19 protein-coding genes are annotated in these 22844 nt (G+C 72.4%); 14 read left to right on the forward strand and 5 right to left on the reverse strand.

The window, feature by feature from the left end; translation table 11 throughout:
* Positions 1 to 59: 59 nt before the first annotated feature.
* A complete protein-coding gene (locus ACWD12_RS20455; RefSeq protein ID WP_358362694.1) occupies positions 60 to 485 on the reverse strand; it encodes a rhodanese-like domain-containing protein in 426 nt (141 codons plus the stop codon).
* 20 nt (positions 486 to 505) lie between these two features.
* Positions 506 to 1072 carry a cysteine dioxygenase gene (locus ACWD12_RS20460; RefSeq protein WP_358362667.1) on the reverse strand — a complete coding sequence of 189 codons (567 nt, stop codon included), beginning with the start codon at positions 1070 to 1072 and terminating at the stop codon, positions 506 to 508.
* 937 nt (positions 1073 to 2009) lie between these two features.
* On the opposite strand from ACWD12_RS20460, the gene ACWD12_RS20465 reads away from it, so the two are divergent.
* The 3 genes from ACWD12_RS20465 (at position 2010) to ACWD12_RS20475 (ending at position 8003) form a co-directional block, all read left to right on the forward strand.
* Positions 2010 to 2285, forward strand: coding sequence for a WhiB family transcriptional regulator (locus tag ACWD12_RS20465; RefSeq protein WP_358362669.1), 276 nt, complete (start codon positions 2010 to 2012; stop codon positions 2283 to 2285).
* Positions 2286 to 2538: 253 nt separating this feature from the next.
* Positions 2539 to 6537 (forward strand): glycosyltransferase, encoded by a 3999-nt coding sequence (locus ACWD12_RS20470; RefSeq protein ID WP_450100684.1) that lies wholly within the window; start codon positions 2539 to 2541, stop codon positions 6535 to 6537.
* Positions 6534 to 8003, forward strand: a complete 1470-nt coding sequence (locus ACWD12_RS20475; protein ID WP_450100685.1) for a DUF5719 family protein — start codon at positions 6534 to 6536, stop codon at positions 8001 to 8003. Before ACWD12_RS20470 ends, ACWD12_RS20475 begins: the two co-directional genes overlap by 4 nt.
* Before the next feature lie 150 nt (positions 8004 to 8153).
* Here the strand turns inward: ACWD12_RS20475 and ACWD12_RS20480 are convergent, their stop codons facing one another.
* On the reverse strand, positions 8154 to 8519 hold the full coding sequence (locus tag ACWD12_RS20480) for a metallopeptidase family protein (RefSeq protein ID WP_358362695.1): 366 nt from the start codon (positions 8517 to 8519) through the stop codon (positions 8154 to 8156).
* Between the two features lie 204 nt (positions 8520 to 8723).
* Between ACWD12_RS20480 and ACWD12_RS20485 the strand changes: the two genes are divergently transcribed.
* From ACWD12_RS20485 to ACWD12_RS20520, 8 genes are all read left to right on the forward strand, one after another.
* On the forward strand, positions 8724 to 9146 hold the full coding sequence (locus ACWD12_RS20485; protein WP_450100686.1) for a DUF3499 domain-containing protein: 423 nt from the start codon (positions 8724 to 8726) through the stop codon (positions 9144 to 9146).
* A 248-nt stretch (positions 9147 to 9394) separates the two neighbouring features.
* Positions 9395 to 10741: a phosphomannomutase/phosphoglucomutase gene (locus ACWD12_RS20490; protein WP_450100687.1), complete on the forward strand. Its 1347-nt coding sequence runs from the start codon at positions 9395 to 9397 to the stop codon at positions 10739 to 10741.
* A gap of 267 nt (positions 10742 to 11008) precedes the next feature.
* Positions 11009 to 11206 (forward strand): Trm112 family protein, encoded by a 198-nt coding sequence (locus ACWD12_RS20495; protein WP_358362678.1) that lies wholly within the window; start codon positions 11009 to 11011, stop codon positions 11204 to 11206.
* Positions 11203 to 12366: an SIS domain-containing protein gene (locus tag ACWD12_RS20500; RefSeq protein ID WP_450100688.1), complete on the forward strand. Its 1164-nt coding sequence runs from the start codon at positions 11203 to 11205 to the stop codon at positions 12364 to 12366. Before ACWD12_RS20495 ends, ACWD12_RS20500 begins: the two co-directional genes overlap by 4 nt.
* A 2-nt stretch (positions 12367 to 12368) precedes the next feature.
* Positions 12369 to 13580: a mannose-6-phosphate isomerase, class I gene (gene manA, locus ACWD12_RS20505; protein ID WP_450100689.1), complete on the forward strand. Its 1212-nt coding sequence runs from the start codon at positions 12369 to 12371 to the stop codon at positions 13578 to 13580.
* A 215-nt stretch (positions 13581 to 13795) separates the two neighbouring features.
* The gene (locus tag ACWD12_RS20510) at positions 13796 to 14722 is read left to right on the forward strand and encodes a cation diffusion facilitator family transporter (protein ID WP_450100690.1); all 927 of its coding nucleotides are present in this window, start codon (positions 13796 to 13798) and stop codon (positions 14720 to 14722) included.
* Between the two features lie 207 nt (positions 14723 to 14929).
* Complete coding sequence (gene ahcY, locus ACWD12_RS20515) at positions 14930 to 16369, forward strand: adenosylhomocysteinase (protein ID WP_358362686.1); 1440 nt, start codon at positions 14930 to 14932, stop codon at positions 16367 to 16369.
* Between the two features lie 465 nt (positions 16370 to 16834).
* On the forward strand, positions 16835 to 17620 hold the full coding sequence (locus ACWD12_RS20520) for an HNH endonuclease family protein (RefSeq protein ID WP_450100691.1): 786 nt from the start codon (positions 16835 to 16837) through the stop codon (positions 17618 to 17620).
* A gap of 123 nt (positions 17621 to 17743) precedes the next feature.
* Here the strand turns inward: ACWD12_RS20520 and ACWD12_RS20525 are convergent, their stop codons facing one another.
* Positions 17744 to 18364, reverse strand: a complete 621-nt coding sequence (locus ACWD12_RS20525; RefSeq protein WP_450100692.1) for a hypothetical protein — start codon at positions 18362 to 18364, stop codon at positions 17744 to 17746.
* 347 nt (positions 18365 to 18711) lie between these two features.
* Here ACWD12_RS20525 and ACWD12_RS20530 point away from each other — a divergent pair, with 347 nt between their 5' ends.
* Positions 18712 to 19407 carry a hypothetical protein gene (locus tag ACWD12_RS20530; RefSeq protein WP_450100693.1) on the forward strand — a complete coding sequence of 232 codons (696 nt, stop codon included), beginning with the start codon at positions 18712 to 18714 and terminating at the stop codon, positions 19405 to 19407.
* A gap of 158 nt (positions 19408 to 19565) precedes the next feature.
* Positions 19566 to 20228 carry an NADPH-dependent FMN reductase gene (locus ACWD12_RS20535; protein WP_450100694.1) on the forward strand — a complete coding sequence of 221 codons (663 nt, stop codon included), beginning with the start codon at positions 19566 to 19568 and terminating at the stop codon, positions 20226 to 20228.
* Positions 20229 to 20276: 48 nt separating this feature from the next.
* On the opposite strand, the gene ACWD12_RS20540 is transcribed toward ACWD12_RS20535, so the two are convergent.
* The gene (locus ACWD12_RS20540) at positions 20277 to 21182 is read right to left on the reverse strand and encodes an RDD family protein (protein ID WP_450100695.1); all 906 of its coding nucleotides are present in this window, start codon (positions 21180 to 21182) and stop codon (positions 20277 to 20279) included.
* A 92-nt stretch (positions 21183 to 21274) separates the two neighbouring features.
* Here ACWD12_RS20540 and ACWD12_RS20545 point away from each other — a divergent pair, with 92 nt between their 5' ends.
* Positions 21275 to 22282: a stage II sporulation protein M gene (locus ACWD12_RS20545; protein WP_450100696.1), complete on the forward strand. Its 1008-nt coding sequence runs from the start codon at positions 21275 to 21277 to the stop codon at positions 22280 to 22282.
* Positions 22283 to 22844: the final 562 nt, after the last annotated feature.

Below are 22844 nucleotides of genomic sequence, written 5' to 3' on the forward strand. Positions count from 1 at the left end.
TTGGTGGGGGGGGCGGGGGGGGGGGGGTCCCGCGCCCCCCCCCCCCCCACCGGCCGCGATCACTCCTCTACGGGCAGCCCCTCGGCCCGCCAGGCCTGGAAGCCGCCGATCATGTCGGTCGCGCGCACGAGCCCGAGGTCCAGCAGCGACGCCGCCGCCAGGCTCGACGCGTAGCCCTCGTCGCACAGCACGATGACGCGGGCGTCGAACCCGGTCGCCTCCGGCAGGCGCGCGTCGCCCTCCGGGTCGAAGCGCCACTCCAGGTGGTTGCGCTCGACGACCAGGGCGCCGGGGATGACGCCGTCGGCGGCGCGCTGCCCGGCGTTGCGGGTGTCGACGAGCACCGCGCCGCGCGCGGCCTCCTCGAACGCCTCGCGCGCGGTGACGCGCGTGTAACGCGAACGGGCCGAGGCGAGCAGGGAGTCCACTCGCGTCGGCCGGGGCTGCGGTGCGTCGGGATGCGGCTGAGGTGTGTCGGGATGCACCGGAGGTGTGGGAGAAGAGGTCACCAGTGTTCCCCTGAACGCTCGACGCGAAGTTGCGGCAGCGGCTCGCTGCCGGGACGGGACAGGACATCGTGGTCCGCCTCGAACATCGTCATGGCGGTGAGGCGCGGGGCGTACACGTGCACGCTCACGGCCGGCTCGGTGCCGACGTTGGTGACCTCGTGGACGTAGGTCGGGCCGAACACCCGGGTGGCGCCGGGGGTGAGCACCCGCTCGCGGGCGCCGGCGCGGCGCAGCGGGGTGACGACGAGCGAGCGTTCGTGGAGCTCGCCGGCGACGACGGTGAACACACCGGACGAGCCGCCGTGGTCGTGCAGGCCGGTGCCCTGCCCGGGCAGCCAGCTCAGCAGCCAGACCTCGTGGTCGTCGGCGGCGTGCAGCAGCCGGTACCAGCGCGAGACCGGGTCGTACTCGACGGTGTCGAGGGCGGCCGCGACCTCGGCGGCGTAGCGGGTCGCGAGGCCGGAGAGCCGGGCGACGGACGGACGGGTGACGGGCGCCGGCGGAACGGCGAGGCGGGCGGGTGCGGCGAGCGGGTCGCCGGCGACCGTGATGTCACTGGACATGCGCGGGAAGTCCTCGGGAGCGGTGGCGCGGCGGGGGAGGCCGCCGCGCGGGTCGGACTGGATCCGTGGTCCCGTACCGCCGGACCGCACGCCCTGTGCCGGGGCGTCGTGGGACCGGGGCGGGAACCGGCAGGCGGCCGAGGCGCCGGCGGGAGTCCGGCGGCCGGACGCGGATGGCGTCGCGGGCCGCGGAAGATCACCGCGGGTTCGAACCGGAGGGATGTCTCGGACGTACCTGGTCCTGGGCACCGCCTGCGCGGCGAGGGCGAAGCGAAAAGGCCGCCCTCAGCTCATACAGAAGGTGCGACAACACAGCGCAGCGGCGATCCGACGGAGGTCGGCGTGGCGACTCCGGAGCGGCATGCGGTGTGCGGACATGACCAAAAGGACACCCGCAACACGGGTGGTCTGTCAACTCGGGGTGCGCCGGGTGGGTGAGGACAACCGGTCGTCTTCGCCGATTCGGGTGACGTTAGGGAGGCGGCAGTATTGCGAGGGTTGAAAAAGAGGGTGGTGGGGGAGTGATTTCCTGACATGTCGCCTGGCTGGTCTGCCGGCGCGGTTGTCCGCTGTGACGTCGGTCATTCCGGTGAGATTTTCCCCCGAAGCGGGGAACCCTGATGAGCGCGCGACGCGTAGGTCCATTACGAGTCGGCATCGGACGGGTTGGTCCGGAGGACGTCGACGAGACCGGAGCAATGCATGGGGTAGCGCATGAGGCGTCGTGGCAACAAACGCGGGTTGATTGATATGTCCGTGTTTGGTGGAATACGTCCAACTCGCGGGCTGGTGTGGTCCCGGGGGGTGAATCCGGGCTCCAATAGCAGAGCTCGGCTTGACGGGACAGTAACGACGCGCTTGTAATTTCACACATGCTGTGACCATTGATGGTCACAGATAAATAACGGGGACGTAAAAAGGGTCGAGGAGGCACGCGATGGGCGAGCTCTTGCAGCTGCTGGTCGAGGACGGCGTGATGGAGGGAGAGGAGGAGGAACTCACCTGGCAGGAGCGGGCGCTCTGCGCGCAGACGGATCCCGAGTCCTTCTTTCCGGAAAAGGGGGGTTCGACCCGTGAGGCCAAGAAGGTCTGCTTCTCCTGCGAGGTCCGCGACGAATGCCTTGAGTACGCCCTGGCCAACGACGAGCGGTTCGGCATCTGGGGCGGCCTGTCGGAGCGCGAGCGCCGCCGCCTGAAGAAGCGCGCGGTCTGACGCCCCGTCCGGCAACGCGTCCGACGACACGTCCGACGCGGCACCGAGCCGTGGCCTGACGAGCAGTCAGGTTGCCTGGCCGGCAAACGCCGTACAACACATCGCACCGTCCCGCCCGGGAACCTGCCGATCCCGGGTCGGCATCACGGACCGACCCGGCGCCGTGGCCGCGGTCGCGTAGTGTGGGGCCGTCCAGCCGGGTGCTGGATGATCTCCGCCGTCGCTCCCGAGCCTCCCGGGGTCCTCAACCCTGATGCCACTTTTCACGCAACAGTCGGCCTATGCGCACGCGCCGGCGTACCCGAGACATGTCGTCACCGCGATCCTCGTCGCCCACGACGGCGCACGTTGGCTGCCCGGCACCCTGACCGGACTCCTCGGCCAGGAACGCCCCGTGCAGCGCGTCGTCGCCGTCGACACCGGCAGTACCGACGCCACCCCCCGGCTCCTCGAGGACGCCCTCGGGCCCACCTCGGTGATCCGCACCGACCGCACAGCGACCTTCGGCGCCGCGGTCGCCGACGCCGTCCGCACCGTGCCGGTCGCCGACGCCGCCTCGCTCCCTTATGCCGTCGACGGATACGTCGCCGCCACCGACCCCTACGGCCCCGACTCGTTCGGGCGTCCGGACGAGTCCTACCCCGGCGGCCGGTCCGGCGAACTCGTCGAGTGGCTGTGGCTCCTGCACGACGACAGCGAGCCCGCGCCCGACGCGCTGCACCTGCTGCTCCGCGCCGCCGACGAACTCCCCTCCGCGGGCGTGCTCGGCCCCAAGGTGCGCAGCTGGTACGACCGGCGCCGCCTCCTCGAGGTCGGCACCACCATCGCCCGCAGCGGGCGGCGCTGGACCGGCCTGGAGCGCCGCGAGCAGGACCAGGGGCAGCACGACGCGGTACGCGGCGTGCTCGCGGTCGGCAGCGCCGGGCTCCTGGTACGCCGCGATGTATGGGAGCAATTGGGGGGATTCGACCCGCGGTTGCCCTTCGGCCGCGACGACACCGACTTCTGCTGGCGTACCAACGCCGCCGGCCACCGCGTCGTGGTCGTCCCCGAAGCCGTCGTCCTGCACGCCGAAGCGGCCACCCGTGAACGGCGGCCCATCGACTGCGCGGCCGACCACCCGCACCGGGTCGACCGGGCGGGCGCCGTGTACACGCTGCTCGCCAACTCCCCCGGCAAGACGCTCCCGCTGACCTGGCTCCGGCTGTTCTTCGGCACCATCGTCCGCGTCCTCGGCTACCTCGTCGGCAAGCTGCCGCGCATGGCGCTCGACGAGTTCATCGGGGTCTACTCGGTCCTCCTGCGCCCGTACCGCTTCATCTCGGGCCGCCGTGCCCGCGCGCGGACACGTGTCGTCGACGACGCCGACTTCCGCGACCTGTTCCCCCCACGCGGGGCAAGCGTGCGGCACGCGTTCGACGCGCTGGTCGGCAGCATCAGCCGCCGCGTCGAACCGGAGGGCGCCCGCGCCCGCAACAGCGTGCTGGAGAGCGGGCCCACCTCCGAGGACACCGACGACCTCGAAGTCGAGAACTTCGCCCGACTGCGCGCCGTCGTGCAGCGGCCCGGCGTCGCACTCGCGGTCCTGCTCCTGCTCGTCACGCTGGCCGCGGCACGCGACATCCTCACCGGCGGGCGACTCCTGGGCGGCGCGCTGCTGCCCGTGCCCGACACGGCCGGCGACCTCATCTCGCGGTTCACCGAGACCTGGCACGGCGTCGGACTCGGCGGCGACAGCGCCGCGCCGCCGTACCTCGCAATCGTCGGCGCGCTCGGCGTCGTGCTCTTCGGGAGCGCCGGAACCGCCGTCAGCGTCCTGCTGATCGGCAGCGTCCCGCTCGCCGGCATCACCGCGTACCTCAGCGCCCGCAAGCTCGTGGCAAGCAGTCTGGTGCGCGCCTGGGGTGCCGCCGTGTACGCGCTCCTCCCGGTCGCCACCGGTGCCGTCGCCCAGGGCCGCATCGGCACCGCCGTCGTCCTGATCGTCGCGCCTATCGTCGCGCGCGGCGCCGTGCAGGTCGCCGGCCTCGGCGGGCTCAACGCGTCGTGGCGTGCCGCCTGGGGCACCGGCCTCGCGCTGGCCGTCGCGGTCGCCTTCGTCCCGCTCAGCTGGGTCATCGCCGTCGTGCTGGCCGTCGCGGCGCTGCCCGCCGCGTACTTCGCCGGGACCCTCGGCAAGGGGCTCGTCGCCCGCGTGCTCATCATGCTGGCCGTGCCCATCGCGCTGCTCGTGCCGTGGTCGCTCGAACTCCTGAGCGGCGACCGGCTCCTGCTCGAACCCGGCCTCGCCCCCGAGGGCCTGTCCGAGCGCGGCGCACACCCGGTCGGCCTCATGCTGCTCGACCCGGGCGGCCCCGGCACCATCACCATGTTCGTGGGAATCGGCCTGCTCCTCGCGGCGCTCGCCGCACTGCTGCGCGACTCGCGGCGCCGTGCCGTGCTGACCGCGTGGGCCGTCGCCGCGATCGGGCTGGTCGTCGCGATCGTCGTCAGCCGCATCGAGGTCACCGCGCCCGCGGACGGCAGCGCCGTCGCCGCATGGCCCGGGGTCGCCACCATCGTCGTCGGACTCGGATACGTCGCCGCCGCCATGGTCGGCGCCGAGGACGCCCGCGCCCGCGTCACCGCCATCAGCTTCGGCTGGCGCCAGCCGGCCGCGGTGGTCGTCGCCGTCATCGCCGCCGTCACACCGCTCGCCGCGGCGGGCGCGTGGCTCTGGCAGGGCGCGTCCGGGCCGCTGGACCGGCAGGGCGGGCCGTACCTCCCGGCCTTCATCGCGTCCGACAACACCAACTCCGACCGGGCCCGCACACTGGTCCTGCGCACCGACCCGGCGGGCGCGGTCACCGCCACACTCGTGCGCGGCAGCGGCATCTACCTCGGCGACGCCGACGTCGCCCCCGAGCCCGACGACCACAAGGCCCTCGACGAGTACGTCGCGGCCTTCCTGTCCGGGACCGGCAGCGCCGACGCACACGGGCTGGCCGCCTTCGCTATCCGCTACATCCTCGTGCAGCCGTCCTCCGACCCGGCCGTCGTCACCCGTCTCGACGGCACACCGGGCCTGCTGCGCAAGTCCGCGGAGAACGGCACCACGTTGTGGCGGGTCGAGGGTGTCACCGCCCGGGTCAGCATCACGCAGCCGGACGGCACGTCCGTGCCGGTCGCCTCCGGTCCCGACGACGTCGCGACCAGGATCGACCCCGGTCCCGAGGGCCGCGTCCTCAACCTGGCCGAACGCCCCGACGCGGGATGGCGCGCCACCCTCGACGGACGCCCGCTCAAGTCCGCCCCCGCGGCGGCCCGCGGCGACGGAACCTGGGGCCAGGCCTTCCAACTCCCGGCCTCCGGCGGCCGACTGGCCGTCACGTACGAAGGCGGCAGCCGCAACGTGTGGCTGATCGCCCAGGGCGTGCTGCTCCTCGTCGTGGTGGTCCTCGCGCTGCCCGCCCGGCGGCGCGGCACCGACGACGACCTGCCGGAGACCGGCACGGGCCGCCGGGCCGCCGGCATCCCCGCCCAGGGTGGCGGCGAGGCCGGAGTGTCCGAGGTGTCCGCGACGCTGCCCGGCGGCGGACGCCGGGCGCGCCGCGTCCGGGCGGCCGCCGAGGCGGAGGGCACGGGGGCCCCCGATCCCACGCCGACCGGCACCGACACCGGTTCGCTGTTCGTGCCGGCCTCCCCGGGGACGGCGACGGCCACCGAGCCCGAGCCCGCCGCGGCACCCGACGACGACTGGGACCTCGCCCGCTACGCGCGCGGCTTCCAGCCCCGCGAGGGCATCCCCGGCGACGGCGGCGGCGGTTACCCCGAGGACGCGGTGCCGCAGCAGGGCGGCTACGCCGGTCCCGGCGCCGACCACGACACGGGCTCCTACGGCTACGAGCAGCCCGCGTACGCCCCCGGCTACGAGCAGTCCGGCTACCCGCAGCAGGGCTATCAGGACGGCGGCTACGACCAGTCCGGCTACGACCAGTCCGGCTACGAGCAGTCCGGCTACGGCCAGGGCGCCTACCCGCAACAGGCGTACGACCCCTCCGGTGCGCCGCAGGCCTACCCCGACCCCGGCCGCGAGCCGGGCGGTTACGGCCCGGACGGCTACGGCGCTGAGGGCTACGGGCAGGCCGGCTACGGTCCGCCGTACGACCCGAACACGCCGCCCCCGTACCCGGCTTCGCCGCCGGACCAGGCACCCGGTGACGACGACCCGTGGCCGCCGCAGCAGCCGCCCCGACCCGGAGGCACCCGGTGAAGCGCACGACCCTCTCCCTGGCCGCCGCCGTCGCCGTCTTCGCGGTGATCGTCGGCCTCGCGACGCTCACGCGCCCGTCGTCGAGCCGAGCCGCCGACGCGACCCCGCCGAAGCAGGTCCCGGTCGAACGCGCCGAGGCGGTCTGCCCGCAGGTGCGCACGCTGGACGGGGCGTCGACGCTCTACACCGCCTACAGCCCCGGCAACGGTTCCGCGACGGGCGGCGCGGCCAAGCTTGCCAACCTCGGCGACAAGGCCGAGCGCGGCAAGCTCGACACCCCCGGCCGCCCGGGCTCGGTCGCCATCGACGGCAAAGAGGTGCCCGCGGTCGGCTGGGGCACCGACGGCGCCTTCGCGCCCGGCTTCTCAGCGCAGGCGACCACGCGCCTCGGCAACGGCGCGGGCCGCGGCCTGGCCGGGGTGCAGTGCCAAGCCCCGGGCACCGACCAGTGGTTCGTCGGCACGTCGACCGCCGACAACCGCGAGGCGTACCTCTACCTCAGCAACAGCACCAACGTCGCGGCGCAGGTCGACGTCGAGTTGTACGGACCCGACGGGCCGATCGCCGCCGAGGGTGTGCGCGGCCTCACGTTCACCCCGGGCGAGTCGCAGAACATCATGCTCAAGCCCCTCGCGCCGAATGTCCCGGTCGTCGCGGTGCACGTGCTGGCCCGTTCCGGCCGTATTGCCGCCGCCGTACGCGACCAGCAGGGCACCGCCGGCAACGACTGGCTCCCGCAAGCCGCGGGCAGCGGAAGGTCGTTCGTGGTGCCGGGCCTGCCCGAGGACGCCACCAACGTGCGCCTGACGCTGTTCGGCGCGAGCGACACCGACACCGACGTGAGCATCGAAGTCGTGGGCAAGGCCAGCACCTTCAAGCCCGCCGGCTTCGAGAGCGCGCTCGTCAAGCGCGGCAAGGTGACCGAGGTCGACCTCGGCGACATCACCAAGGGCGAGGCCTCGGCGCTGCGGCTGACCGCCGCGCGCGCGGACGTGCTCGTGGGCGTACGGGTGACCCGCGGCACCGGCGACACGACCGACGTGGCGTACCTGGCGGCGACCCCCGAACTGTCCGGCCGCGCCGTGATGGCCGACAACCGGGCGGGCGGAACGCTGGGCACGGTCGTGTACCTGACGGCGCCTCAGGGAGCCGCGAAGGTCAAGCTCACCTCCACGGCGGGCGCCGAGCCGGCCACCGCCGAGGTCGACATCCCGGCGGGCACCACCGTCGGCGTCCCGGCGCCGGTCCCCGCGGGGGCGACCCAGTTCGCGCTGACCATCGAGCCGGCGGCCGGCTCCGGGCCGGTCCACGCCGCCCGCATGGTGGCCGAACAGATGGACAAGGTCCCGATGTTCACGGTCCAGGGCGCGACGGCCGCGCGTGACACGGTCGCACTGCCCACCGTGTCCGGCGACATGTCGATCATGGTGCCGGAGGAGAAGCCGGAGTCCCCGAAGAAGAAGTAGAACGCGACCGGTTCGGCCGTACAGGGGCGGCCGACCGGGTCCGCCGCCGGCGGGCCGTCACTCGGAGCAGGTCGGCCGAGCACGTGGGCCGGGGGTCAGGCCGTCGGGGGCCAGGCCGCCCGGAGGACGGGCCGCGGGCCGCGGCGTCCGTCACTCGTCCGGGTCGACGGTGTCCGGGTCCAGACCCAGCAGGTCCGCTACCTGCTCGACCAGGATGTCGTGCACCAGCATCTCCAGCTCGCTGCGGCTCTCGGCACGCAGTTCGAGCGGGCGCCGGTACAGGATGATCATGGCGGTCTCGTCGCCCGTCGCGGGCACCATGCGCCCCAGCGCGACCGGTTCGTCCGCGAGCAGCTCCGTCTCGGCCTCGGGCACGTCCAAGACCGCGAAACGCACCCGCTCGAGCTCGGGCCAGCGCTTGGTCAGCCGCTCCACCGAGTCGGACGCCAAGTCGTCGAACTTCTCCGCGCGCGTGAGCGCGATCGGCACCGGCCGCGGCGCCAACGGGCCGCGCATCCCCCGGCCGTGCCGGTCGCGGCGGCGCCGTCTCGGCGCGCGGTCGTTGCGGGACGGGCCCGCGGAGTGCTCACTGTGCACGCTTTCGAGCATAGGGGCTCGCCGTCGAACGCCGCTGAGGCCCGCCGGTACGGCCCCGGCGCGTCCCCGGAACGCCCCCACAACCGGCCCTTATCGGCGACACGTGGGCCTGACGTGGGGCGTATGCGACCCGCGGGTGCCCGCGGTGCGGTACCGTCCATCCCCGTGAGCCCTGTACGTCGCTGTTCGCGGACTGCATGCGGTCGCCCTGCGGTCGCGACGCTGACGTACGTCTACGCGGACTCCACGGCGGTCCTCGGCCCCCTCGCGACGTACGCGGAACCGCACTGCTACGACCTGTGCGCCGAGCACTCCGAGCGCCTCACCGCGCCGCGCGGCTGGGAGGTCGTACGCCTGGCCCCGGACCCCGCCGCCGGCAAGCCCACCACCGACGACCTCGAAGCGCTGGCCAACGCCGTGCGCGAGGCCGCCCGCCCGCCGCAGCAGCAGCAGCAGCCCACCGTGCCGGAACCGGCCGACCGCGGCGGTCACTCCGACGCCGGACGCCGCGGCCACCTGCGCGTGCTGCGCTCACCCGACTCCTGAGCGCGCATGCCGCCCCTGATACCCCGGCCGCGCACAACGCGCCCCGCGCCCCCGGCGCACTCTGAACGCGTCACGTCCTCGCAGGGCTGACGGCCGGTCAGGTTCGGTGGGGAGGCGTGCGGCGATAGGGTTTTCCCGGTCCCCGCGCCACAACCGGGGACCGACGAGCCGAGCCGGGCCTGGACGGCCCTCCCGAGGGGCCTGGACGGCCCTCCCAAGGAACAAGCGGACAACGAAGCGGAGCCCCGGTGCGCGACCTCTCCCAGATCGTGAAGGCGTACGACGTGCGGGGCGTGGTCCCCGACCAGTGGGACGCGGACACCGCCCGCGCACTGGGCGCCGCATTCGCGAGGGTCACCGGCGCCACGGCGATTGTCGTGGGCCGCGACATGCGCCCCAGCTCGCCCGGCCTGTCCCGGGCCTTCGCCGAAGGCGCCGCGGGCCAGGGCGCCGACGTCACCGAGATCGGCCTCGCGTCCACCGACGAGCTGTACTACGCGAGCGGCAGCCTCGACCTGCCCGGCGCGATGTTCACCGCGAGCCACAACCCCGCGCAGTACAACGGCATCAAGATGTGCCGCGCCGGGGCCTCGCCGGTCGGCCAGGACACCGGGCTCGCGGAGATCCGCGCGCTGGTGGAGGAGGGCGTCCCGGCGTTCGACGGCAAGCAGGGCGTCATCAAGCAGCAGGACGTCCTGCCGGGCTACGCCGCGTACCTGCGCTCCCTCGTGGACCTCACCGCGATCCGGCCGCTCAAGGTCGTGGTGGACGCCGGGAACGGCATGGGCGGCCACACCGTCCCCGCGGTCCTGGAGGGCCTGCCGCTCGACGTCGTCCCGATGTACTTCGAGCTGGACGGCACCTTCCCGAACCACGAGGCGAACCCGCTCGACCCGAAGAACCTGGTCGATCTCCAGGCGAAGGTCCGCGAGACCGGCGCCGACCTCGGCCTGGCGTTCGACGGCGACGCCGACCGCTGCTTCGTCGTCGACGAGAAGGGCGACCCCGTCTCGCCGTCCGCGATCACCGCCCTCGTCGCGGTGCGCGAGCTGGAGAAGCACCCGGGCGCCACGGTCATCCACAACCTGATCACCTCGTCGGCGGTCCCCGAGATCGTCCGCGAGCACGGCGGTACGCCCGTGTGCACGCGCGTCGGCCACTCGTTCATCAAGCAGGAGATGGCCGTGACCGACGCCGTCTTCGGCGGCGAGCACTCCGCGCACTACTACTTCCGGGACTTCTGGCGCGCCGACACCGGCATGCTCGCCGCGATGCACGTCCTGGCGGCGCTCGGCGGCCAGGACGGCACGCTGTCGGCCCTCGTCGCCGACTACGACCGCTACGTGCAGTCGGGCGAGATCAACAGCGAGGTCGCGGACCAGGCGGCGGCGGCCGAGAAGGTGCGCGCCGCGTACGCCGGGCAGCCCGGCATCGTGGTCGACGACATGGACGGCATGACCATCGGCGGCGACGACTGGTGGTTCAACCTGCGCCCGTCGAACACCGAGCCGCTGCTGCGCTTGAACGTCGAGGCCAAGGACGCCACCACCATGGCCGCCCTGCGCGACGCGGTCCTGGCGCTGATCCGGGGTTGATCCGGGGGTGACCCGGTGACCCGGGCTGCGCCGGGGCGGATCGGCCGCCGGGCCGGACGCCGTTGGTGCGACCCGGCGGCGGCGACCCTCGGCACCGCCGGATTCCCTCACCCGCCCGGCCCGGCCATGCCCCGCTTCCGGGCGCTTTCCGTGCCGCGTATCGGATCATGGAACCTGTCAGTAGGGTGTCTCGTTGACCCTCCGGTCACCGCACCACCCCCGGCTCACCGCCGGACCTCCGCCCAGCCGTCCCCGTGGGAGAAAGCCTTGAAGCTCGACAACCCGCTCCTGGCGGTCTTCGCGTGCCCGGTGTGCCACGCTCCGCTGCGCGCCGACGCCGACGCGGGCGAGCTGGTCTGCACGTCGCAGACCTGCGGTCTGGCCTACCCCGTCCGCGACGACATCCCCGTGCTGCTCGCCGACGAGGCGCGCCGCCCCGGCGGCTCCGGCAACGGCTCGGCATGATCCCCGTCGACGAGGCCCTGCTCGACGACGCCGACGGACTCGGCCGCGCCGACACCGGGCAGTCGCTCCTCACGCTCGCGGGCGCCGGGGCCCAGGTACGCCGCGCCTCGTGGGCGGTGGCCGAGTCCGGCCTGCGCGCCGGGGGCGGCGACCGGCCCCGGACCATCGCCGTCGCGGTCCCGCCGAACTGCGGCCCGGCCGTCGCGGCGCTGATCGCCCTCACCGGCTCCACCGCGGCGGTCCCCGTCGTGGCGGTCACCGGCGGAATACTGCCGGGCTGGCTCGGCCCGCTCGACCTGTTGGTCCTCGGTGGGCCGACGGGCGGTGAACGCGACCTCCTCGCGCTGGCCGAGCAGGCGTACCGGCGCGGCTGCGGTATCGCCGCCGTCGCCCCCGAGGGTTCCGCCGTGGACGCGGCCGCCGAGCAGTCGCGCGGGCTGCGGCTGCGCGTGTTCGCACCGGCCGTGGGCGGTCCCGACAAGGTCGCCGCCCGCGACGCGTTCTGGCCGCTGCTGAGCGGGCTGCTGGCGATCTGCCAGTCGTTCGGGGTGGGGACGTACGGCCCCGGGGAGGCGTTCGACGTGCTCGCCGACCGGCTCGACGCGGTCGGGCTGCGCTGCCGCCCGACGGCCGGGACGTACGAGAACCCCGCCAAGGCCCTCGCCCTCGACCTCGCCGGGACCATCCCCGTGGTGTGGGGCACCGGCCCCGTCGCGGGAGTGGCCGCCGGACGCGTCGCCGCGTCCCTGACCTCGGTCGCCGGACTCCCCGCGCTGTCCGGCACGCTGCCCGAGGCGGCCGCCGGATCCGGGAACCTCTTCGACGGCTCGCTCGGTCGCGCGTCGGGCGACTCCGACGATTTCTTCCGCGACCGGATCGAAGAGCCCGAACCGCTGCGCCTGCGCCCGGTGCTGCTCGTCGACGCCGACACCGCTCCGGTCCGCCGCCAGGTCGAGGCGGTCCGCCGCATCACCGGTGAACTCGGCCTGCCGTTCAACGAGATCACCGCAGAGGGGCCCAACGCCCTCGCGCAGTTCGGCGAGTTCGTCGCACTCGGCGACTTCGCCGCCACCTACCTCGCGCTGACGACCGGTCACGACACCGGGTCCGAGGGCTGCTTCGACGTGTTCGCGCCGGGGGACGGGGACGGGACCCGATAGCAATGGACCGCCTCGTCAACCGGGTCCGGAACTCCACGTGGGGCTCCACGACCGCGATCCCCGAACTGCTCGGCGTGCCGCCGACCGGCGAACCGCAGGCAGAACTGTGGATGGGCGCCCACCCCGGCGATCCGTCGCGCGTGGACCGGCGCGACGGGCTCGGCGCGCGGTCGCTCGCCGACGTCATCGCGGCCGACCCCGCGCGCGAACTGGGCGCCGCGACGGCGGAACGCTTCGGGCCGAGGCTGCCGTTCCTGCTCAAGGTGCTGGCCGCGGAGGCGCCGCTGTCGCTCCAGGTGCATCCCAACCCGGCGCAGGCCGCCGCGGGGTTCGCCGAGGAACAGGCGCGCGGCGTACCGCTGGACGCCCCGTTCCGCAATTACTGCGACGCCAGCCACAAGCCGGAACTCGCCTGCGCGCTCGGTGACTTGGAGGCCCTGTGCGGCTTCCGCGAGGTGGCCGAGACGGTCAAACTGCTCGACCTGCTCGCGGTACCCGAGCTCCAGCCGTGCATCGACGCGCTGCGCAAGGAGTCGGAGACCGAGGGGCTGCGCATAGCCACGACGTACGCCCTGACTCTGCCGGACCGCCGCCGCGCCATCGTGGTGGGCGAGGTCGCCGCCGCCTGTCTGCGGGTGGCCGAGACCCCCTCGCCGTTCGCGGACGCCTGCGCCGCGGTCGCCGACCTCGCCCGCCGGCACCCGGCCGACCCGGGAGTGGTCGCGGCCCTGCTGCTCAACCACGTGCGGCTGACCGAGGGCCAGGCGGTGTACTTCGCGGCGGGGCTGCCGCATTCGTACCTGCGCGGCGTCTTCGTGGAGATCCTCGCGAACTCCGACAACGTGCTGCGCTGCGGGCTCACCGACAAGCACATCGACATCGCCGAGCTGCTACGCGTACTGGAGTTCCGCGCCGGTCCGGTGGACGTCCTCGACCCGGTCGAGGGCGACGACGGCGAGCAGGTCTACCCGACGCACGTGCCGGACTTCCGCCTGTCGCGCTACGAACTCGACGGCGCCTCCCGGCACATGCTGCGCTCCGCGGCACCGCAGATCCTGCTGTGCACCGGCGGCGCCGCGACCGTGACGGACGCGCGCGGCGACGAACTCGAACTGCTGCGGGGGCAGTCCGTGTACGTACCGGCCGACGACCCCGAGCTGCTGCTCCGCGGTGCCGGCACGGTGTTCCGCGCCACCGTCCCCGGCCAGGGATGAACGGCGTTCCCGGCCGCGTCCCGACCGCGTTTCCCGCCGCGCTTTCGACCGTGTGCCGACCGGGGTCCGGATCGACACGTCTCGGCGATGTCCGCCGCGGGCCCTCCCGCGATGACAGAATGACCGCCGCGGAATGGCAAAGCTGGATTAAGGGCCAGGGAAAGTCCGACCATCGGCAAGACATGACGGCAAGACCTCACATAGGGCGGTAGTGCATGAGTGCGGGTGGCGGTACCAAGGCTGTCGTCGCGGCGTTGTTCGCGAACCTCGGCATCGCGGTCGCGAAGTTCGTGGCCTTCGCGTTCACCCGCTCGTCGTCGATGCTCGCCGAGGGCGTGCACTCGCTCGCCGACTCCGGCAACCAGGTGCTGCTGCTCGTCGGCGGCAAGCGCGCGCAGCGCGAGGCGACGCCCGAGCACCCCTTCGGCTTCGGCCGCGAGCGGTACATCTACGGCTTCCTCGTCTCGATCGTGCTGTTCTCGGTCGGCGGCATGTTCGCCATCTACGAGGGCTACGAGAAGATCGCCCACCCGCACGAGCTGAAGAGCTGGTACTGGGCGGTCGGCGTCCTGGTGTTCGCGATCATCCTGGAGTCGTTCTCCTTCCGCACCGCGATCCAGGAGTCCAACTCGGTACGCGGCAAGCTGTCGTGGGTGCAGTTCGTACGCCGCGCCAAGTCGCCCGAACTGCCGATCGTGCTGCTGGAGGACCTCGGTGCCCTCGTCGGCCTGTTCCTCGCGCTGGGCGGCGTCGGACTCACCGTCATCACCGACGAGCCCGTCTGGGACGGCATCGGCACCCTGTGCATCGGCATCCTGCTCGTGGTCATCGCGGTCGTCCTCGCGCTGGAGACCCGCAGCCTGCTTCTCGGCGAGGCCGCCGACCTCGACACCATCCGCGCGATCGAGAAGGCGATGGTCGACGGCGACGACGTCGAGAGGATCATCCACATGCGCACGCTGCACCTCGGTCCCGAAGAGCTGCTGGTCGCCGCGAAGATCGCGGTCAACGCCCGGGACACCGCGGCCGAGGTCGCGTCGGCGATCAACGGCGCCGAGGAGCGCATCCGTACGGCGGTCCCCATCGCGCGCGTCATCTACCTCGAGCCGGACATCTACCACGCGCCCGAGCCCACCTCCTGAAAGTGCTAACGTCGTTTGCAGCAAGGCGCACACAGTCGCTGCGGACGGCAGTCAGAACCGGTCCGCCCCGGCACAGTCCCGGGCGTACGGCATGAGGGCAGAGGGCTCCCGACTGGATCGCGTCGGAGTACGGCGGGTGCGGTTGCGCCTGCCTGTCGACGACGCGTCCCCGGACCCCGTACCGACTCTCATCTGAGGAACGCCCTTATGGCTTTCACCGACTTCAAGGTCGCCGACCTCTCCCTGGCGCCGTTCGGCCGCAAGGAGATCCAGCTCGCCGAGCACGAGATGCCCGGCCTGATGTCGCTCCGCAAGGAGTACGCCGCGGCGCAGCCGCTGGCCGGCGCCCGCGTCATGGGCTCGCTGCACATGACCGTGCAGACCGCCGTGCTCATCGAGACCCTGGTCGCCCTCGGCGCCGAGGTCCGCTGGGTCTCCTGCAATATCTTCTCCACCCAGGACCACGCCGCCGCCGCGATCGCGGTCGGCCCGAACGGCACGGTCGACGACCCCCAGGGTGTCCCGGTGTTCGCCTGGAAGGGCGAGACGCTGGAGGAGTACTGGTGGTGCACCGAGCAGGCGCTCAACTGGCCGGGCCACGAGGGGCCGAACATGATCCTCGACGACGGTGGTGACGCCACCCTGCTGGTGCACAAGGGCGTCGAGTTCGAGAAGGCCGGCGCGGTGCCCGCGACCGCCGCCGACGACTCGGAGGAGTACGCGGTCATCCTCGACCTGCTGCGCCGCAACCTCGCCGAGAACCCCGGCAAGTGGACCGCGATGGCCCCGCACATCAAGGGTGTCACCGAGGAGACCACGACCGGCGTGCACCGCCTGTACGAGATGTTCGCGGCCGGCTCGCTGCTCTTCCCCGCGATCAACGTCAACGACTCGGTCACCAAGTCGAAGTTCGACAACAAGTACGGCTGCCGCCACTCGCTGATCGACGGCATCAACCGCGCCACCGACGTCCTCATCGGCGGCAAGGTCGCGGTCGTCTGCGGCTACGGCGACGTCGGCAAGGGCTGCGCGGAGTCGCTGCGCGGCCAGGGCGCGCGCGTCATCGTCACCGAGATCGACCCCATCTGCGCGCTGCAGGCCGCGATGGACGGCTACCAGGTCGCGACGCTCGAAGACGTCGTCGAGACCGCCGACATCTTCATCACCACCACCGGCAACAAGGACATCATCCTCGCGTCGCACATGGCGAAGATGAAGCACCAGGCCATCGTGGGCAACATCGGCCACTTCGACAACGAGATCGACATGGCCGGGCTCGCGAAGACCCCGGGCATCGTGAAGGACGAGGTCAAGCCGCAGGTCCACACCTGGACCTACCCCGACGGCAAGGTCCTCATCGTGCTGTCGGAAGGCCGCCTGCTCAACCTGGGCAACGCGACCGGCCACCCGAGCTTCGTGATGTCCAACAGCTTCGCGAACCAGACGATCGCGCAGATCGAGCTGTTCACGAAGACGTCGGAGTACCCGGTGGGCGTGTACGTGCTGCCGAAGCACCTCGACGAGAAGGTGGCGCGCCTGCACCTGGACGCGCTCGGGGTGAAGCTGACGAAGCTGACCGAGCAGCAGGCCGCGTACATCGGTGTTCCGGTGGAGGGGCCGTACAAGGCGGAGCACTACCGCTACTGATGTGACGCCCGATCCGGGGTGACCCGGGGCCGGGTGTTCGGGACGTGGAGTGGGCGTGTCCGCGCGGAGGACACGCCCACTCGCCGCATTTCCGGGCGAATCGGTCAAATCCGGTGGGTTTCTGGCTAGGGTTGACTCGCTCGGGTTCCACTTGCTTGCGGAAGGCGTGCCGGACGATGCGGTTCCGTACCTCGTGGCAGGCGTGCGTGGCGTTCGCCGAATGCCTCCAGCCGCTTCCGCTCACCGCCGACTGGGACACCGCGCCCCCCTGCGCGGCCGGTCCCCGCGGGGAACCGCCCCGGGAGGCCCCTCGTCCGCCGCGCCCGGTCGCGCCTCCCGAGCCGATCGTGACTGCGAAACCGGAACGCGGGTAGTCCGTCCGACAGGCACGTCGGCCGATCGCATGCGGCCGGCAGTTCGGGCGGCTTACGATCGGCGGTCTGCCGGCGAAGGGGACTCGGGGACATGGGCAGGGGATGGGGACGGCGTACCGCCGTGCTCGCCGCATCGGCGGCCATCGCACTCGCAGGATGCTCGAACCCCGGCGACACCGTAGGGCCCGGCGGCGCCGGTTCACCCGCGTCGGCCGAGGCGCCCGCCGGCCCGGCAGGCCCGGCCGGCCCCGCGGCGCAGCCGCTGGACAACGGCGACGGGACCGCCCCGGGACTCGCTCCCGTGACGGCGGACGCCGACCGCGCCGAGGCCCGCACGTTGATCGACAAGGTGGGCACGGCCGGGCGCGGGCCGAAGACGGGCTACGAGCGCGAGATGTACGGACCGGCGTGGACGGACTCCGCCAACGGCGTACCGCTCGGCCGCAACGGCTGCGGCACCCGCGACGACATCCTCAAGCGCGACGGCACGGGCGTGCGGTTCAAGGCCGGTTCGACGTGCGTGGTCACCGCGATGTCGCTGGCCGACCCGTACACCGGCAAGGCCATCCCGTTCGACAAGAGCAAGGCGACGGCGGTGCAGATCGACCACGTCGTCGCCCTCAGCGCGAGCTGGCAGATGGGCGCCGCGCGTTGGCCCGAGGACAAGCGCGTGCAGTTCGCCAACGACCCGCTCAACCTGCTCGCCGTCGACGGGCCGACCAACAGCGGTAAGGGAGATGCGACGCCGGCTTCGTGGCTGCCGCCGAACAAGGACATAAGGTGCGCGTACGCCGTGCGCTACGCGCAGGTCTCCATCAAGTACGAACTGCCGGTCACGGACGCGGACAAGACCGCGATGGCGCAGCAGTGCGCGTAGGCCGATTCGCCCACGTTGTGCAGCGCGCATGGACCGGCCTGCTCATGTCGCGGCAGTGCGCCTTGACCGCTTTGCCCATGTGGCAGCAGTGCGCCAGGGCCGGCTTGTCGGGATCTCCCGCGGTCAGCCGAAGTTGGGCGGGCTCCACAACTCCTCCAACTCGACGCCGGGCGCGGCCAGGATGACGTCCCCGGCCAGATGGACCACACCCCGCACCCCCGTCGCCAGATCCGCCACCTCGTAGCGTGCCACCGGCAACGGCCCACTGGGAGTGGGGTGTTCCTCGATCCCGGTGAGGGCCCAGGCCTCCTCGCGCGGGTGCGGTGCGAGGACCGGGTCGGTGAACGCGGTGAGGCGTACGCGTACCGACTGCCCCGGAGCAAGTCCCAGCAGCCGCGCGGTCGCCACCAGGAAGGCCGGCGAACGCCCGGTGAATGCGGGCGTCTTCGCGTCGCCTTCGACCGCGGTGTCGACGAGCGAGGGATCCACGGCGGCACGCACCCACGCGACCGCCGCGGCGCCGTCCACCACGGTCGCGCCGCCGCGCACGCGCCAGTCGCCCGCGACCACTTCGGCCCGCACCGGCCGGCCGCGCGCGTCCAGGGTGAGGTCGATCGAGCCGCGGCCGTCGGACGCTGTGGCGGTGTAGCGCCAGCCGGCGGGCCCGGGTGCGCAACTGAAGCGTTCGCCGCCGAGCGGGGTTCCGTCGGTCGGGTCATGGAAGGAGTAGACGCCGGAGGGCATGGTCAGGAGCCTATGCGGGGGAGGCGTCGCGACCGCACACTGCTCGGGGGCGTCCGGCCACCCCCCGCGCCGGTGCCTGACGCATGGTCACGTACGCTGCCCGCCCCGGCTTCCGCCTCCCCCCCCCCCGAGGCAGTGCCGGCCGATGCCACGCGACGGTCCGCCGCCAGAACCCGGGAGGCCTTGTGACGCACCGCAAGGTCGCGCGCGAACAGGTTGCGCACGCCGAGGTGACGCACCGCCAGGTGACGCGGAGACAGGTGACACAGGGACAAGTGACACGAAGACACGTGACACGAGGACAGGTGACGACGGGCCGGAGTGCGCGGCGCGGGACCGCGCATCGCGTGCGTGCCGCCGTCCCGGCCGTGCTGGCGATCGCCGCAATGGGGACGGCCTTGGTCGGCTGCGCGGAACCCCGAGTGGCGCGCCAGGTTGTGGACTCGGCCGCCGACCCCGCCGGTTCGCTGCGCGATGGGGAACTGCGGGACGTCGTGCTCGCCGGCGAGGACATACCCGGCGGCATGACCGGGCCTTCGGAGGCCACCGAGGCGGCGTTCGTGGACGCGCGCGACGACGACTGCGACCCATTGGCGCGCCTGCTCTCCGGCGGGGTCGGTAGTGCCGACGTCGAGGCGTACACCGCGGCGTCGTGGGCGCTGCCCGGGTCGGCGGCGCGTACGACTGTGGTGATCGCGTCGTTCGTCGGGACCGGGGCCCAGCGGGTCGTGGACGAGGGCCTGCGGGCGCTCGACTGGTGCTACACCTTGGCCCGGCCCGCGGTGGCGTCCGACGACGGCTGGACCGAACACCAGCCGCAGTGTGTGCCGGTTCCGAAGGACGGTGACCTCAGCGTCGGCCTGCGGCTGGGCGCGTCGACCACGGCCCGTTCCGCTGAGGCGCCGACCGGATACGTCATCGTGCGAATCGACGATGTCCTGGCCGTGTTCGCCCAGTCCGACCCGGCCCGCGAGACGTCCGGCATGCCGAGCCCCGAAATCGTCTCGGCCCAGGTGGAACGCATAAACGACGCGCTGCGCTGACGGCCGTAAGCCGCTGACCGCCGTAACCGCTGGCCTCCGTACGCCGCGATCCGCAGCCAGGCAGGCGATGCGGGCACCCGAAGCCGACCGTAAGCCCTTCCGAAGCGTCCCCCGGCAATCTGGCCCCTGTCGCCAAACTCGGCCGGAGGGAGCAGCAGATGTCCGCAGAGGCAGTGCCGGTGTCCGGGGCGGCGTACTCGCCAAATGCGGCGCGGCAGATTTCGGGCGACGGCCTCACGGAGCCGCTGCGGCTCGCGGTCATCGTCGGCGGCGCGCGCGACGGGACATCGGGGCCGGTCGTCGCCGAGTGGTTCGCCTCCCGGGCGCGCAAGCGCGCCGACCTGGACGTCGACGTCCTGGACCTCGCACAGGCATGGCTGCCGGACCAGCCGCACGACCGTGCCGCGGTGCCCGGCGCGGTACGCGACCTGGGCCACTGGCTCGCCGCGGCCGACGCCTTCGTCCTGGTCACACCCGAGTACAACCACAGTTTCCCGGGCGCGATGAAGACGGCGATCGACTGGTTCTGCGACGAATGGCAGGCCAAGCCCGTGGGGTTCGTGGCGTACGGCGGTTCCGCATGCGGCCTGCGCGCGGTGGACCAACTGCGGCTCGTCTTCGCCGACCTCCACGCCGTCACGCTCGCCGACACGGTCGGATTCCCCGACGTCGACAACTGCGCGCTGCACGAGGGACACCATGAGGCGGCCGAGGCATTGCTCGACCGGCTCACTTGGTGGGGAGAGGCGCTCCGCGTGGCCCGCGCGCGGCAGCCGTACGACATGCCGTGCCCGGCGAAAAGCGACCCTGACGAACACTGAACCGCCGACACGCGCGGGGCCACGTAAGGGGACGCGCGGGTCCGACCGTCAGGCGGGCGGCTTGAAGCCGGTCGGCGCCACCGGAGCCGGCGGCGCTTCGTCGCCCTGCGGCTCGGCAGGCTCGGCAGGCACGGCGGGCACGGCGGCCTGAGTCGGGGGAGTCGCGGGGACCCCCCAATTCGCCTGCGGAGGAGCCGCCGTGCCCGCCGCCGGCTGGACCCGCTCGTACGCCCGGCGCTGCCGCTCCGCCAATACCGCGGCCAGGAACCCGGCCGGGTGCACCCCGCTCGGCGGCGCCACCCCGATGCGAACCGCGACCTCGCCGACGAGTCGCGTGCCGAGCGTGGCGGCGACCGACGGGTCGAGCTGCGCGATGCGTCCCAAATACTGCCGGGCCTGGAGGGCCAGGTCGTCGGTCAGCCGCGACAGGTCCAGTCCCGAGGCCCACGCTGCCGCCGCCGGGTGCATGGCGACCGGGACCTGCCGCGCGCCGGGCGTGCGCTCCAGGACGACGAACGTGCCCGCCGCCTGATCGCCGAGGCGCTTGCCGCGCGTCGACGCGAGCGAGGAGATGACGGCGCCGCAGCCGCCGGTCGTCCAGAAGTCCGCGAACACGCCGACGAGCCCGCGTACCAGAGCGTGCCGGAACCGCACCGGGCCGCCGTCGTCCCTGACGACCCGCAGCCCCATGGCCATCTTCCCGGGGGAGCGCCCGCGCGTCGCCGTCTCCCAGCCGACCGGCCAGCCGAGCACGAAGATCACCAGAAAGGCGAGCCCGACGGCCATGCCGAGGGCGGGGTCGACATTGATCAGCAGACTGCCCAGCCCCCAGGCGAACACGAGCAGGCAGACGGCCTGCAGCAGCAGGTCGAGGCCGAACGCCAGCGCCCGGCTGGCAAGCCTGGCCGGCCGCAGGTCAAGCGCGACGGCTTCGCCGGTGACCAGGTCGCTCACGTGGCGCTCCTCTTGGATCGGCCCGATGCATAGATACTGCTTCTCATACTTCCGATGGTCACCTCACACCCACGTCTTGGAGGATGGCCCGCATGGACGTGGATGTCTTCGTCTCGGTGCACCGTGACGAATGGGACCGGCTCGACAAGCTCGCGCGCCGCCGCGGGCGGCTGAGCGGTGCCGAGGTGGACGAGTTGGTGACGCTCTACCGGCGTACGGCCACCCATCTCTCCCTCGTGCAGTCGGCCGCACCGGACCCCGTGCTGGTCGGTCACCTGTCCTCCCTGGTGGCGCGCGGGCGCTCCGCGGTCACGGCCCCGCGCGGTACGGGATGGCGCGACGCGCTCCTCTTCCTCACCGCACGATTCCCCGCCGCGGTGTACCGCAGCCGTCGGTGGTGGGTGGCCACCGCACTTGTGTTCGTCGTGGTCTCTACGCTCATCGGGGCGTGGGTCGCCTCCGACGAGTCGGTCCAGTCGTCCATCGCGGCCCCCGAACAGATCCGCGAACTCACGCGCCCCGGCGGCGAGTTCGAGTCCTACTACGAAAGCGCACCGGCCTCGTCCTTCGCCGCGCAGGTGACGACGAACAACGCCTGGGTCGCGGCGGGCAGCCTGTCCCTGGGCGTGCTCTTCGGGCTGCCGGTCCTGTTCATCCTCTTCACGAACGCGGCAAACGTAGGCGCCTCGGGCGGACTGATGGCCGACGCGGACCGCCTCGACATCTTCCTGGGCCTGATCATGCCGCACGGGCTCCTGGAACTGACCGCCGTCTTCGTGGCCGCCGGCACGGGGTTGCGCCTGGGGTGGACGGTCATCGACCCGGGGCCCCGTACGCGCGGGCGCGCGCTGGCCGAGGAAGGCCGGATCGCGATCGGGATGGCCATCGGACTGGCCCTGGTCCTGATCGTGTCCGGTGTCATCGAGGCGTACGTGACCCCCTCCGGCCTGCCGACCTGGGCGCGGATCGGCATCGGGGTCGCGGCGGAGGCGGCGTTCCTCGCGTACGTCTTCATCCTCGGTCGGCGCGCCGTTGCCGCCGGCGAGACCGGAGATATGGCATCCTCGGATGTCGCGGACGAGCTTCCCGCGGTCGGCTGATCGAGTGACCTTGACACAGCAGGCCGGGGGCGCGTAAGTTCGAAGGGTTGTCGCAACACTGGCAAGTCGCGCGGCAACCTGGTAGCATCTACCGGGTCGAGCGGGCGGTCCCGTTCCTGTCGAGTCTTCGATGGAACTGGATCCAGAATCCGCCACAGCAGCAGCAATCCGATCTCACGATAGTTCTCGTGGTCTGCCACGACGTCTGCCGTGCTTTCTTTTGCGTGCCCTGTCGGTGTATTCGAAAATTACTCGCACGACACGGGTTTGGCAGCGGGGAAATCGGCTGCTAAGCTCGAAGAGTCGAAAGGGAAAAGCCCGCGAGGGTCGTTCCCGAAGGCAAAGCGGAAAGCGAAACAGACCGGAAGCGGTGTGCTAAGCTGGAAGCGCGGAAAGAAAAGCAAGAACAACGAAACAACGAAACAACGAAGAGCGTAACGCCCGGAGAGACCGGTGAAAGGGTCTCGAAGGAAGCGTCCGTTCCTTGAGAACTCAACAGCGTGCCAAAAGTCAACGCCAAATAACAACCCCGGCGTGCACTGTGCGGTCACCGGTCTGGTGG

The sequence above is a fragment of the Streptodolium elevatio genome (assembly GCF_053592165.1).

Bases quoted from the DNA above. Each gene is read 5' to 3' on its own strand.
- ACWD12_RS20485 (WP_450100686.1), top strand. From the start codon at position 8,724: ATGCGACCCGCGGGTGCCCGCGGTGCGGTACCGTCCATCCCCGTGAGC.
- ACWD12_RS20510 (WP_450100690.1), top strand. From the start codon at position 13,796: ATGAGTGCGGGTGGCGGTACCAAGGCTGTCGTCGCGGCGTTGTTCGCG.
- ACWD12_RS20535 (WP_450100694.1), top strand. From the start codon at position 19,566: ATGTCCGCAGAGGCAGTGCCGGTGTCCGGGGCGGCGTACTCGCCAAAT.
- ACWD12_RS20545 (WP_450100696.1), top strand. From the start codon at position 21,275: ATGGACGTGGATGTCTTCGTCTCGGTGCACCGTGACGAATGGGACCGG.
- ACWD12_RS20525 (WP_450100692.1), bottom strand. From the start codon at position 18,364: ATGCCCTCCGGCGTCTACTCCTTCCATGACCCGACCGACGGAACCCCG.
- manA (WP_450100689.1), top strand. From the start codon at position 12,369: ATGGACCGCCTCGTCAACCGGGTCCGGAACTCCACGTGGGGCTCCACG.
- ACWD12_RS20465 (WP_358362669.1), top strand. From the start codon at position 2,010: ATGGGCGAGCTCTTGCAGCTGCTGGTCGAGGACGGCGTGATGGAGGGA.
- ACWD12_RS20460 (WP_358362667.1), bottom strand. From the start codon at position 1,072: ATGTCCAGTGACATCACGGTCGCCGGCGACCCGCTCGCCGCACCCGCC.
- ACWD12_RS20520 (WP_450100691.1), top strand. From the start codon at position 16,835: ATGGGCAGGGGATGGGGACGGCGTACCGCCGTGCTCGCCGCATCGGCG.
- ahcY (WP_358362686.1), top strand. From the start codon at position 14,930: ATGGCTTTCACCGACTTCAAGGTCGCCGACCTCTCCCTGGCGCCGTTC.
- ACWD12_RS20500 (WP_450100688.1), top strand. From the start codon at position 11,203: ATGATCCCCGTCGACGAGGCCCTGCTCGACGACGCCGACGGACTCGGC.
- ACWD12_RS20470 (WP_450100684.1), top strand. From the start codon at position 2,539: ATGCCACTTTTCACGCAACAGTCGGCCTATGCGCACGCGCCGGCGTAC.
- ACWD12_RS20480 (WP_358362695.1), bottom strand. From the start codon at position 8,519: ATGCGCGGCCCGTTGGCGCCGCGGCCGGTGCCGATCGCGCTCACGCGC.